At 69.5% G+C, this 11,755-nt stretch carries 14 protein-coding genes; 1 reads left to right on the top strand and 13 read right to left on the bottom strand.

All coding sequences use genetic code 11. From position 1 onward, the window contains the following. The 9 genes from AVL61_RS10000 to AVL61_RS09970 all read right to left on the bottom strand — a co-directional run. Positions 1-1,228 (bottom strand): APC family permease (locus AVL61_RS10000; RefSeq protein ID WP_058874193.1); only part of this gene is annotated, 1,228 nt, incomplete at its 3' end. Between the two features lie 89 nt (positions 1,229-1,317). Beyond that, positions 1,318-1,413 (bottom strand): cupredoxin domain-containing protein, encoded by a 96-nt coding sequence (locus tag AVL61_RS18680; protein ID WP_331457110.1) that lies wholly within the window; start codon positions 1,411-1,413, stop codon positions 1,318-1,320. Positions 1,414-1,510: 97 nt separating this feature from the next. Beyond that, on the bottom strand, positions 1,511-1,567 hold the full coding sequence (locus AVL61_RS18675) for a hypothetical protein (RefSeq protein WP_238986074.1): 57 nt from the start codon (positions 1,565-1,567) through the stop codon (positions 1,511-1,513). A gap of 136 nt (positions 1,568-1,703) precedes the next feature. Beyond that, on the bottom strand, positions 1,704-1,967 hold the full coding sequence (locus AVL61_RS09995; protein ID WP_047804183.1) for an SHOCT domain-containing protein: 264 nt from the start codon (positions 1,965-1,967) through the stop codon (positions 1,704-1,706). A gap of 73 nt (positions 1,968-2,040) precedes the next feature. Then, positions 2,041-2,712 carry a DUF305 domain-containing protein gene (locus AVL61_RS09990; RefSeq protein ID WP_047804184.1) on the bottom strand — a complete coding sequence of 224 codons (672 nt, stop codon included), beginning with the start codon at positions 2,710-2,712 and terminating at the stop codon, positions 2,041-2,043. 38 nt (positions 2,713-2,750) lie between these two features. After that, on the bottom strand, positions 2,751-4,997 hold the full coding sequence (locus tag AVL61_RS09985; protein ID WP_047804185.1) for a heavy metal translocating P-type ATPase: 2,247 nt from the start codon (positions 4,995-4,997) through the stop codon (positions 2,751-2,753). Between the two features lie 52 nt (positions 4,998-5,049). Beyond that, positions 5,050-5,382, bottom strand: a complete 333-nt coding sequence (locus tag AVL61_RS09980; protein WP_058874192.1) for a heavy-metal-associated domain-containing protein — start codon at positions 5,380-5,382, stop codon at positions 5,050-5,052. Positions 5,383-5,476: 94 nt separating this feature from the next. After that, on the bottom strand, positions 5,477-6,622 hold the full coding sequence (locus tag AVL61_RS09975) for a sensor histidine kinase (RefSeq protein WP_047804187.1): 1,146 nt from the start codon (positions 6,620-6,622) through the stop codon (positions 5,477-5,479). Next, positions 6,619-7,320: a response regulator transcription factor gene (locus AVL61_RS09970; RefSeq protein ID WP_058874191.1), complete on the bottom strand. Its 702-nt coding sequence runs from the start codon at positions 7,318-7,320 to the stop codon at positions 6,619-6,621. The genes AVL61_RS09975 and AVL61_RS09970 overlap by 4 nt, the downstream gene beginning before the upstream one ends. Before the next feature lie 158 nt (positions 7,321-7,478). On the opposite strand from AVL61_RS09970, the gene AVL61_RS09965 reads away from it, so the two are divergent. Beyond that, a complete protein-coding gene (locus AVL61_RS09965; RefSeq protein ID WP_047804189.1) occupies positions 7,479-8,366 on the top strand; it encodes a F510_1955 family glycosylhydrolase in 888 nt (295 codons plus the stop codon). A 786-nt stretch (positions 8,367-9,152) separates the two neighbouring features. Here AVL61_RS09965 and AVL61_RS09955 read toward each other — a convergent pair. From AVL61_RS09955 to AVL61_RS09935, 4 genes are all read right to left on the bottom strand, one after another. Then, positions 9,153-9,644, bottom strand: coding sequence for an excalibur calcium-binding domain-containing protein (locus AVL61_RS09955; RefSeq protein WP_075872998.1), 492 nt, complete (start codon positions 9,642-9,644; stop codon positions 9,153-9,155). Between the two features lie 621 nt (positions 9,645-10,265). Then, complete coding sequence (locus AVL61_RS09945) at positions 10,266-10,520, bottom strand: hypothetical protein (protein WP_058874189.1); 255 nt, start codon at positions 10,518-10,520, stop codon at positions 10,266-10,268. Between the two features lie 165 nt (positions 10,521-10,685). After that, complete coding sequence (locus tag AVL61_RS09940; RefSeq protein ID WP_058874188.1) at positions 10,686-11,183, bottom strand: DUF1990 family protein; 498 nt, start codon at positions 11,181-11,183, stop codon at positions 10,686-10,688. Positions 11,184-11,276: 93 nt separating this feature from the next. Beyond that, positions 11,277-11,543, bottom strand: coding sequence for a hypothetical protein (locus tag AVL61_RS09935; protein WP_058874187.1), 267 nt, complete (start codon positions 11,541-11,543; stop codon positions 11,277-11,279). Positions 11,544-11,755: the final 212 nt, after the last annotated feature.

The raw sequence follows: 11,755 nt of genomic DNA, 5'->3' as shown, positions 1-11,755 counted from the left end.
CCAGGGTGAACGGGTCCGACTGGGCCTTCAGCAGCACGAACGGCACGAGCACCGCGACGTCGAGGGCGATCGCGGTCCACGGGATCCACGGTTTGGCCCCGACGTCGTCCTTGAGGTGGCGGAGGATGCCCAGGTGGATGGCGATGTCCATGGCCAGGTACAGGATGGCGCCGAGGGCGGCGATCTGGGACAGGTCGAAGAAGGCGGCCATCAGGATCGCCAGCCCGGCGGTGATGAACAGCGACTGGTGGCCCTCCTTCCCCGGCAGCCCGGGGGCCTGGCCCATGTCGCGGAGCATGTCGTAGAGCTTCGAGACCGAGAACAGGCTCGCGATCAGCCCCGACAGCGTGGCGACCACGGCGATCAGCACGGTCAGCCGCACGCCCCAGACGCCGAACATCGGCTCGGCCGCCTCGGCCAGGGCGTAGTCCCGGGCCTCGACGATCTGCGGCACGGTCAGGCTGCCGGTGACCGCCACGGTGATCAGCAGGTAGAGCACCGTGCACAGGGCGATGGAGATCATGATGGAGCGGCCGATGTTGCGCTGCGGCTGCTGCAGGTCCGCGCCCTGGTTGGTGATCGTGGTGAAGCCCTTGTACGCCAGGATGCACAGGGTGGTCCCGGCCAGGAAGCCCAGCCAGCCCGCCTCCGGTGGGGTGCGGTCGGCGGCGGTGAACAGCCTGCCCAGGGAGGACACCCCTGCCGCGAGGATGCCCGCGACCGCCAGCACGGCGATCCCGACGATCTTGATTGCCGCGGTCACCGTGGCGGAGCGCTCCACCCACCGGTTGCCCACCAGGTTCACCAGGGCGGCGGCCGCGATGGCCACCACCGCCAGCACCGCCACCCACACCGCGGAGTCCTGCAGGCCGAAGGGGCGCAGCAGGTAGGAGGCGAAGGTGCGGCCCAGCAGGGACTCGGCCAGGATCATCGACACGTACATGAACAGGGAGAAGGACCCGGCGAGAACCCCGGGGCCGTAGGCGGCCTTGAGTAGCATCGCGATCCCGCCGGAGGACGGGTTGGTGGCCGAGTAGCGGATGTAGGAGTAGGAGCTGAACGCCACGACCACGGCCCCGGCGAGGAACGCCCAGGGCACCCAGCCCCCGGCCAGCTCCGCGACCTGCCCCACGAGGGCGAAGATGCCCGCACCGATCATCACCCCCGTGCCCAGGGCGACGGAACCGGTCAGGGAGAGCTTCTGCTGCGTCTGCGTGCTGTCGTTCATGGGGAGCTGCACGTCCTTCCTGCCGGGGTGCGATCGTTTCTCGGCGGTGGGGTTGTCGGACAAGGTCGGTGGGTCGGGCCCACCGCCGCTCAGCGGACTTCGAGGGTGCCCATCATGCCGAGGTCTTCGTGGTCGAGGGTGTGGCAGCGGAAGACGGGGCGGCCGCCGAAGTCGTCGAAGGCCACCCGGACGGTGACCCCCCCCGAAGGCCGGGATGTTGACCACGTCCCGCCACCGCGGTGCGGAGACGTCGCGGCCCTCCTCGGCCACGACCTGCAGGGGTCACACGTGCAGGTGCACCGGGTGGTCCAGGGGGCTGGAGTTGGTCAGGGTCCACACCTCCACGGTGCCCACCCGGACCCGCTGGTCGGTGCGCTCGGCGTCGTACCCTTACCCGTCGATCGTGAAGGACATCATGCGGCCCGGTCTTCCTCCGCCGCATCCAGGGACAGCTGCTGGCGGCGGCTCAGCGGGCTCACCGGTCGCCTTCTTCCAGGGTCCGTAGGCGTTCCCGGTACTCCTCGGTGTTGATCTCTCCGCGGGCGTAGCGCTCCTGGAGGATCTCCCGGGACCGGCGCGGGCCTGCACCCGTCGTCGGCGGCGCGGTGCCGCCCTGCCAGGTGCCGCCGCCCGAGCCGCTGGTGAACGCCTTCACCAGCACGAAGACCAGCACCACCGTGCCCCCGATGAGCAGGAGCCAGAACAGCCACATCCACCCCATGCCGTCACCCCACATCATGACGGGTTCCTTCCGTGGTAGTTGGCGCTGTTCCGGGGCCGCCCTGTAGCGGCCCCGGACGACCTGCGGAGTCTCAGGAGCCGCTGGGCAGGCCCTGGAGCAGGCCCTCCATCTCGGTGATCTCGGCCTCCTGGGCCTCGATGACGTCCTGGGCCAGGGCCACGGCCTGCGGGTTCTGCCCCTGCTCGACCTGGTCGCGGGCCATCTCGACCGCGCCCTCGTGGTGGGCGGTCATCTGCTCCAGGTACAGCCGGGAGGCCTCGGTGCCCTGGGCGTCCTCCAGGGCCTGCATGTCCTCCTCGCTCATCATCCCGCTCATCCCCGCCCCGGAGCCGTGGTCCATGCCCTCCATGCCGCCGGACTCCATCATGGGCTCCTGGCCCCAGGCCTCGAGCATGGCGTTCATGCGCTCGATCTCCGGGCCCTGGGCGTCGATCACCTGCTGGGCGAAATCGGCGACCTCGGCCGGCACCTCCTCCTTGGCCAGCAGCGTCTCGCTCATCTCCACGGCCTGCTCGTGGTGCGGGACCATCATCTGGGCGAACATCACGTCCGCGTCGTTGTGCTCTTCGGCGATCGGCTCCTCGGAGGCCGAGGTGGTGCTGGGGGTCTCGGGGGCGGCGGTGGCCGGGGCGGCGGTCTCCGCGCTCGTGCCGGTGTCCTGCTCGTCGGCGCCGGTGCCGCAGCCGGTCAGGGCCAGGGCGGAGGCCAGGGCGAGGGTGCTGAGGGCGGTGGTTCGCTTCATGGGGGTGTCCTTCTCTTCTTGTCGGTTGTGTCGGTGGGTCAGTGGGTGGGGGCAGTCGTGGACTGCTCGGCGGGACGGCGGTCCTCGGCGCTGACGGCGGCCAGATGGGCCGGGTCGAGGTCGAGGCGGCGCAGCAGCTGGGCGTTGAGCGCCACCACGATCGTGGACGCCGACATCAGCACCGCGCCCACGGCCGGGGACAGCACGATCCCGATCGGCGCGAGCACCCCGGCGGCCAGGGGCACGGCGACCACGTTGTAGCCGGCGGCCCAGACCAGGTTCTGGATCATCTTCCGGTAGCTGGCCCGGGACAGGTCGATCATCGACAGCACCGCCCTCGGGTCGTTGCCGGCCAGGACCACCCCGGCCGACTCCATGGCCACGTCGGTGCCGGCGCCGATGGCGATGCCGACCTCGGCCCGGGCCAGGGCAGGGGCGTCGTTGACGCCGTCGCCGACCATCGCCACGGTCATCCCCCGGGACTGAAGCTCGGTGACCTTGGTGTCCTTGTCCTGCGGGAGGACCTCGGCGAAGACCTCGTCGATGCCCAGCTCGGCGCCCACGGCCTCGGCGACCTGCCGGGCGTCGCCGGTGATCATCGCCACGCGCACCCCCCGGTCCTGCAGGGCGGCCACGGCGGCGCGGGACTCGGGGCGGACCTTGTCCTCCAGGGCCAGGGCACCGATGACCGCTCCGTCCCGGAGCACGTGGAGGACCCCGGCGCCGCGGCTGGTCCACTCGTCCACGCCCGCCCGCAACGGCTCGGGGGTGTCCTGGTCGAGCTCGCGCAGCATGTTCGGCCCGCCCACCAGGACCTCGGCCCCGTCGACGGTGGCCTTCACGCCGCGGCCGGTGGCCGCGCGGAAACCGGTGCCCTGCAGGCCCAGCCGGGGGGCCTCGGGGTGCTCGGCGGCGGCGCGCACGATGGCCCGGGCCACGGGGTGCTCGCTGTCGGCCTCGGCCGCCGCCGCCCAGGCCAGCAGCTCACCCTCGGAGACCCCGGGGACAGGGGCCGTGCCGGTGACGGCATGCGCCCCTTCGGTCAGGGTCCCGGTCTTGTCGAAGAGCACCACGTCGATGGTGCGCATCCGCTCCAGGGCCAGCCGGTCCTTGATCAGCACCCCGGCCTTCGCCGCGCGCTCCGTGGAGATCGCGATGACCAGCGGGATCGCCAGGCCCAGGGCGTGCGGGCAGGCGATGACCAGCACGGTCACGGTGCGGATCACCGCGTCGTCGGGGCTGCCCAGGACCGTCCAGGCGATGGCGGTGAGGATGCCGGCGGCCAGGGCGAACCAGAACAGCAGCGCGGCGGCACGGTCGGCCAGGGCCTGGGCCCGGGAGGAGGACTCCTGGGCGGCCGCGACCATCCGCTGGATCCCGGCCAGGGCGGTGTCGGCGCCGACGGCTTCCACCCGCACGCGCACGGTGGTGTCGGTGGCCACGGTCCCGGCGACCACCGTCTCGCCCACGGTGCGGGCGACGGCCTGGGATTCGCCGGTGATCATGGACTCGTCGAACTCGGCCGTCCCGTCGACGATCTCCCCGTCGGCCGGGACCCGGGCCCCGGGGCGGATGAGCACGACGTCGCCCACGGCCAGCTCGGCGACGGGCACCGTGACTGTGTCGCCGTCGACGACCTTCTCGGCCTCGTCGGGCAGCAGCGCGGCCAGGGCGTCCAGGGCGGAGGAGGCCGCCCCGAGGGCGCGCATCTCCATCCAGTGGCCCAGCAGCATGATGACCACCAGCAGGGCCAGTTCCCACCAGAAGTCGAGGTCGAACCCGCCGATCCCCAGGGTGGTGACCCAGGAGGCGACGAAGGCGACGGTGATGGCCATGGCGATCAGCAGCATCATCCCCGGCTGCTTCGACTTCAGCTCGGTGAGCCCGCCGCGCAGGAACGGGGCACCACCGTAAAGGTAGATGACGGTGCCCAGCACCGGAGGGATCCAGGTAGAGCCCGGGAACTCGGGGACGTGGTAACCCAGCAGGTGCCCGACCATCGGGGAGAAGACCACTACGGGGATCGCCAGTACCAGCGAGAGCCAGAACTTGTTCTTGAACATCGCCGTGGAGTGCCCGGCGTGCTCGCCGTGGGTGTGGACCTGGTGGTCCTCGTCCACCGCCGAGTGGGCGTGGGCGTGCGGCATGGCCTGCCCGTGGGTGTCGGCATCGGCGTGCCGGCCGCGGTGGGCCGCGCCGTGGTGATCGGCGGGGTGGTCCGTGTCGTGGCCGGTGTGCGCCTGGCCCGGGGCGGTGGGGCGGTCGTGGTGCTGCGGGGTGCTCATGGCGTTCCTTTTCGCGCAGGTCCCTGGCGGGCCAGGGCGGTGGTCGGTCTCGTCAGGCGGTGACGAGGGTGTAACCGGCTTCTTCCACTGCGGTGCGGACCGCCTCCGTGCTCAGCGGGTGTTCGGCGGTGACCGTGACGGTGGAGGCCCCACCGGCCACCAGGTCCACGTGCACCTCGCTCACACCCTTCAGGGCGGTGAGCTCCTCGGTGACGCTGGTGGCGCAGTGGCCACAGGTCATGCCCTGAACCTGGTAGGTCGACGTCGTGCCGGTAGCGGAAGCCGTCCCAGCAGCAGGAGCCGCGTGATCGGCGGCGGGGGCGGGTGCGCAGCAGGCGCAGCCGGTGGAGGCCATCGGCAACGGGGAGCGGGTCTCGTGGCTCATGTGAAGCTCCTTCGATCGATTCGGGCGGTAGGACCGGATACGTCCTCACCACCCCCAGGTATATACCCCCCAGGGGTATGTTGCAAGCGTGGGGTCATGCGGCGACCGTGGTTTCACGGGGGCGGTGCCGGGTGGGGCGGGGTAGCTCCACGGTGAAGACCGTCCCAGCTCCGGGACCGGAGGAGCTGACGTTCAGCGTTCCGCCGTGGGCCTCGACCAGGGCCCGGGAGATGGTCAGGCCGATCCCGGAGCCGCCGTGGTCGCGGTCCCGGGCGGTGTCCCCGCGCCAGAAGCGCTCGAACACCTGGGGCAGGTTCTCGGCGGCGATCCCGTCGCCGGTGTCGGCCACGACCAGGCCGAGACGGCCGGGGCCGTGGACGGCGGCGCGCACGGTCACCGTGCCACCGGGCGGTGTGTGGCGCAGGGCGTTGGTGAGCAGGTTGCCCAGCACCTGACCCATCCGCTGCCGGTCCACCTCCACGACCCCGGCGGCATCCTGCGCCTCGAGCACCAGATGCACGCCCTTGGCGGCGTAGGCCTCCCGGTGGGCCTCGACGGCGGTGCGCAGCAGCTCGTCGACGGGTTGTGCGGTGCGCTCCAGCTCGATCCGGCCCTCCTCGGCCCGGGAGACGTCGTGGATGTCCTCGACCAGGCGCGTGAGGCGTCCCAGCTGGTCGGTCATGAGCTCCCCGGTGGCCTCGTCCCAGTGCGTCACCCCGTCTTGGAGAGCCTCGCAGTAGACGGAGAGCACCGAGATCGGAGTGCGCATCTCGTGGGCCAGGTCCGAGAGCATCCGCCGGCGGGTGTCCTCGGTGCGCTGCAGACGGGTGGCCATGGTGTTGAACGAGGTGGCGACCGCGTCCACCTCGGTGCCGGCACCCAGGGCCGGGACCCGGGTGTCGTAGCGCCCGCGGGCCATGGACTGGGCCGCCTGGGTAAGTGCGGCCAGGGGCCGCTGGAGGCGGCGGGTGAAGAACCAGGTCACCGCCGCCGCGCACACCACAGCAGTGCTCAGGGCCGCCCCCAGGATGATGAGGTTGGTGTCACGGTAGGCCTGCTCCACGTGCAGGAGTTCCGGGGAGTTCTCCGAGTGCCCGGCCATGATCAGGTGTTCGTGGAAGATCGGGGGCCCGGCCAAGGAGGCCACGGCCACGGCGGCGAGGATGCTGGCGGCCACCACGATGGCCTGGGCCAGGAAGAACCGGGAGGCCAACCCCCAGCTGTGCCGCCGGCCGCTCACCGGCTCACCATCCGATAGCCGACCCCGCGCACGGTGTCGATGTAGGCGCTCTGATCCTCACTGAGTTTCCGGCGCAGGTGACCGATGTGCACATCCACCAGCCGCTCATCGCCCACCCAGGCCGGGTCCCACACGGTGTCGATGAGCTGACGACGGGACAACGCCTGGTGCGGCCGCGCCGTCAGGGCGGCCAGCAGGTCGAACTCGGTGCGGGTCAACCCCACCGGCTCACCGACCACCCGCGCCTCATGGGCGGTGAGATCGACGGTCAGGTCCCCGAACACCCGGGCCGGCTCCACAGCAGTCACGGTGGTGCGGGGCCGGCGCAGCACCGCGGCCACCCTCGCGACGAGCTCACGCACACTGAAAGGCTTGGTGATGTAGTCATCGGCCCCGGCCGCCAGGCCGGCCAGCTTGTCGTCTTCGTCCCCGCGGGCGGTGAGCATCAGCACGTAGCACTCGGAGAAGCCCCGGATCCTGCGGCACACCTCGATCCGGTCCAGCCCGGGTAACCCCAGATCCAGCACCACCACATCAAAGCTCCGGCTGCGGGCGGCCTCCACGGCGTCGGGCCCGGTGTGGGCGGTGGCCACGTCATAGCCGGCGCGGGTGAGGTAGGTGGCGATCATCCGGGCCAGGGGCTTCTCGTCGTCGACCACCAGCACCCGCCCGGTCACCGCATCGATGCCAGAATCCATGACTTCAGTGTCCCCTCCGTCCGCACCGCATTCGTGCCGGAGACTGGTCGGGGGAGGAATCTTCGCCAAACCTTCACGGAGAACGCCACAGGGTCCCTCCCCGACCGGTCGACAATGGTGGATGGCCCTCGCAGTGTGGTGCGAGGCGGAAAGGACCCATGAACCCCCTGACCCGTAGAACCCTGCTCGTGGGCGGCCTCGGCCTGCTCGGCACCGGCGCCCTGGCCGCGTGTACTTCCCCGGCGGAGAGCCCGGCACCGGCCGGAGCGAGCAGCACCGGCACGGCGATCACCCATGTGCACGCCATCACCCGCGACACGGTGACCGGAGGCGGCGCAGGAGCAGGAGCAGGAGCAGGGGTGATCCTGCTGGCCACCCATGAAGGGCTGTTCCGTCTCCAGGACGGGGAACTGACTCAGGCAAGTCCGGTCGTGGACCTGATGGGCTTCACCGTCACGCCCGAGGGCCGCTATCTGGCCTCGGGCCACCCCGGTATCGGCACCGATCTGCCCGAACCGGTCGGGTTGATCGAATCCACCGATCAGGGCGAGACCTGGGAGGTGCTCTCGAGGGGCGGGGAATCGGACTTCCACACCCTGGCCGCCGGTCCGAACGGGGTGCTCGGCTTCGATGGGCAGCTGCGCGCCAGCTCCGACGGGCGCACCTGGGACACCCTCGAGATCCCCTCCGCCCCGGCCGCCCTGGCGATCGCCCCGGGCACAGGCACCATCCTGGCCACCACCGAGGACGGCGTCATGCGCTCCCAGGACGACGGTGCCACCTGGGACACCCTGGACACCCCGCAGCTGATGTCCCTGATCGCCTGGGCCGACGACAAGACCATCGTCGGGGCCGGGGTCGACGGGAACCTGCTGACCAGCGCAGATGCCGGGGAAACCTGGACGGCCAGTGACCAGCCGATCGGGGAGATCACCGCCCTGGGGGCCGGGCTCACGGAGGAAGGCGAGACTGAGGCCCTGCTCGTGGCCGACGGAACCGTGCTGCGCACCACCGACGGCGGGAACACCATCGAACAGCTGCTTTGACCCCGTTCACGTTCACCCGCTCGTGGACGAGTCTCCCTGGCACGCCCACGTCTCAAGCGTTCACGCACAATGCCCGCCCACAATGCCCGTCAATGTGCGCGCCTGGAGCAGGGCAGCAGGAGCTGTCCCTCAACCGATGCCGGGGCAGAACAAGAGACCCCTGCTCTCTGCAGGGGCCTCTTGAAGGATGCCGGGGGCAGGCTACGCGCACTCGTCGTAGTGGTCCTCATGCTCCGCATGCCGGTGACCGTCGTGGAGATAATCCACATGATCGCCGTGTTCAACGGTCTCGTGCCCGCAGTTCTCTCCGTGAGTGTGTTCTGCTTTGGTGTGCTCGGCCTGCTTGTCGTGACCAGCCATGATGATCCCCCTTGGACGTACGGGCCCAGGACAGGCTCGTCTTTCCAGTGGAGCACCGGCACCAGGATCTGGCAATGCTTCTGCGGGACCACCAGGGCGAGACCCGGCCCTGCCCGAAGTGCACGCTTCTGCTGACGAAGCAGAAATTTCCTGGCGGATCTCCCACCCTAGAACTCAGGGACCAAACGCGCTATCGCTGATTGATCCGCGGACACTGGCTGCATCAGTAGCTCGACGCGACCTTCTTTACATATGGCGGATTGTCGGACACTCAGCTCTGGAATTTTTAGCCTCTGCTGGTGGGTCCGTGTGGTCGACCCGGCTCTGCCGGCGCGGTGATGCATGAGGTGGGACAGTGCTTGCGACAGGTACACCAATGGCCCCGGCAACCCGGTGCGAGGGTTACCGGGGCCGTAGGCGTGCTGCTCAGGCGGTGCGGGCGCGCCGTCGCAGCCAGAACGCGCCACCAGCAAGGGTCACGGTCAGGGCCAGGCCACCGGTCACCGCGGCGGCGCTGTCGCCGTCGGCGGTTTCCACGGCCACGCCGGTGTCGGCGCCGCCGACGGGGACCTGCTCGATCTGCGGTGCCTCCTCCAGACCAGTGCCATCGGGGCCGGCGATGATGCCGGTGTTCGGGGGCAGAGTGTCCCGGGCCAGCTCACGCTGCTCCACGATCTCGGCCACCGTCGCGGCGTCGTAGGCGTAAGCCTCGCTCTCACACGCCACGCCGTCGGCGTCGGTGTCCAGAGCGGGGTGGTACGCCGGGCTGCCCTGGGGGATGTTGTACACCCCTGCGGCGAAGGCTGCATCACAGACGGGGAAGATGGGTCCGTAAACGTCGGCCGACGCCGGGGCAGCACTGAGGGCTGAAAATCCGACGGCGGTGATCAGTGCGGCACTTGCTGCGCTTTTTCGCATCTGTTTGTCGCTTTCTGAGAAGTATTTGTCTTTGCAACGTATCCAGCCGACATCCTTGAGCCAACCCCGTCAGCGACACAAACCTGATCTGTTCCAGTCTTGTTGACTTCAGGAGTTCATTGGGCCGAGTCGAAACCTATGCACGGCGCGGCGGCCGCCCCGTTCCCGTCCATGGCACCGGGGACCACGCCGTGGACCCCGTCCCCGGAGCAGAGCCTCCGGTCGCGCCTCGGTGCCCCCGCCTTCCCGCAGGGAACTGCTGATGCTCCGTTGCACTGCGGGGACTGCGGCGTTGCACATGAAGTTGCTCATCGCGCCGGGGTGAGTCTCCGCCCGGGCATGATGTAGTGACCTTGGGAGGTGCGTTGAGGTTGGCCCTCCCGTGCGCGGAGAGTTAGAGCACCTCTGCCCCGAGCACGATGAGGCCAGCCAAGATGCCAGCACATCCCAGGACGCCGATGAGACCGGCGGTGAAGGCAGGTTCTGCTCGGTACTGCGGATGATCCGGCGGAAGAACCTGTCGCCGTGAGGCATAGAGACCCGCAAGTGACTTCCGGCAGAGCAGGAAGACCACGCCGGTGATCACCATGGCAGCGCCCAAGACAAGGCCCGGCCACCCCACTAGAACATCTCCCGCGGCAGGAACAGACCCATCAGAATGATCACGACCCCCAGGACGACGGCGCCGACCCCGGGATAGAGCAGCGCCGAAGAGCCGGTGCGATCTGCGAAGATCTGACCGACTCGCCGGCCGAACAGCACGCTTTGGGCCTCGATGATGACTGAGATCAGCATTCTGCGGAACCTGATGACCACAATGCCGAAGACGATCATCACGGGGCCCATAACCAGGGCTGGCCAGAAGATGTCCTCCACTGCACACCTCCCGTAGAACTTTCCGATTTGTCTCGGCTCAAGCCCAGAACTATCAGGCCCAGCGCGCACGGAGAAGGCGCACTTGTGCTGGCATGCAGGCTAATGCACGTCGAGGCCGCGCCCATGGTTGCCGTGGCGCACCCTCACTGGCCTTCGAAGGGGGCGCTACAGGGCGTGCAGGTACCGGCGGGTGTATCGCTGCTGCAGGCGATGGCTGACCGGCGCCAGGGCGCGGGACCACCAGGTGCCCGGACGGGAGAAGGCGGTGATGGTGAACACGACGGTGTCATCCTCCCGCCATTCGAGGAAGAACCTCTCCTCGCCCTGCTCGGGGTGGCCCTGCAGGGTCCCGTAGGCGAAGCCCCGCCGGCGCTCTTCCTCCAGCACGTAGACCACCTGGCAGCCGAAGGAGATCCGCAGCAGGTGCCAGCCCAGGCGCAGGCGGACACGGCTGCCCTGCTCGACGCGCGGTGTGGTGGCCACGACGGTCAGGCCGGCCGCTCGGTGCATCTGCCAGCTCATCAATCGATTGGCGGCGCGGTGGAACGTCGACTCCCCGTGACCGATGACCCGGTGGACCCTCGGATGGTTGTATCCGTCGGGCAGCTGCCCAGCGGTGGCGCCGATCTCCGGATAGGTCAGCAGGCGGTCCCGCAAAGTCATAGCGCTCACTATGCCAAGGAGGCGCTTTACATATGGCCCGGTTAAAGGCGGACCGTGTTGCGGTAGACGTTCGTTGTGCGCCGCTTGAGCTACCTAACTGGGGTGGTGCCGGGATCGCCGCGGATAGACGAACGAGCCCACCAGCAGCAGCACGCACAGCCCTGCACCGATCACAGCGGCGATTACGAGGGATTTGGTCTGGGGAGGAATGCCGATGAGCTGATCCACCAGTTCAGGGTCGGAGGTGACCCCGAGGTCCTCGGCGTGCATGAACAGCGAGAAGCCGAAGTTCCAGATCCCGAAGAGCATGCCGAGAAGGGCTGCCAGCAGCAGGCCGAGTCCGATGCGGAACAGTTGCACGTTGTTCTCCCCTCGTGGTCGGTGTACCGGGGCGCCACGGTCGTCTCTGCCCGTCGTGCCGTTCACGGTTGATCGGGCGCCCGATGTCCTGGCCTTCCACCCTGGCACGGTGCGGTCCTGCAGAGCCTTCGGGCCCGGCCAGGTGGCATGTCGTTGCGGAGCTGGGCAGGACGCTCCTATCGCCTGTCAAGCCGGGTTGGGTTGGTGCTCCA

Source organism: Kocuria rosea subsp. polaris, assembly GCF_001483755.1.
Taxonomy (GTDB): Bacteria; Actinomycetota; Actinomycetes; order Actinomycetales; family Micrococcaceae; genus Kocuria; species Kocuria cellulosilytica.
This window is presented reverse-complemented; position numbering and strand designations above follow the sequence as displayed.

Coding starts and splice junctions, on each gene's coding strand:
- AVL61_RS09940 (WP_058874188.1), bottom strand. CDS start 11,183: ATGACTTTGCGGGACCGCCTGCTGACCTATCCGGAGATCGGCGCCACC.
- AVL61_RS09980 (WP_058874192.1), bottom strand. CDS start 5,382: ATGAGCCACGAGACCCGCTCCCCGTTGCCGATGGCCTCCACCGGCTGC.
- AVL61_RS09985 (WP_047804185.1), bottom strand. CDS start 4,997: ATGAGCACCCCGCAGCACCACGACCGCCCCACCGCCCCGGGCCAGGCG.
- AVL61_RS09955 (WP_075872998.1), bottom strand. CDS start 9,644: ATGCGAAAAAGCGCAGCAAGTGCCGCACTGATCACCGCCGTCGGATTT.
- AVL61_RS09965 (WP_047804189.1), top strand. CDS start 7,479: ATGAACCCCCTGACCCGTAGAACCCTGCTCGTGGGCGGCCTCGGCCTG.
- AVL61_RS09990 (WP_047804184.1), bottom strand. CDS start 2,712: ATGAAGCGAACCACCGCCCTCAGCACCCTCGCCCTGGCCTCCGCCCTG.
- AVL61_RS09970 (WP_058874191.1), bottom strand. CDS start 7,320: ATGGATTCTGGCATCGATGCGGTGACCGGGCGGGTGCTGGTGGTCGAC.
- AVL61_RS09995 (WP_047804183.1), bottom strand. CDS start 1,967: ATGATGTGGGGTGACGGCATGGGGTGGATGTGGCTGTTCTGGCTCCTG.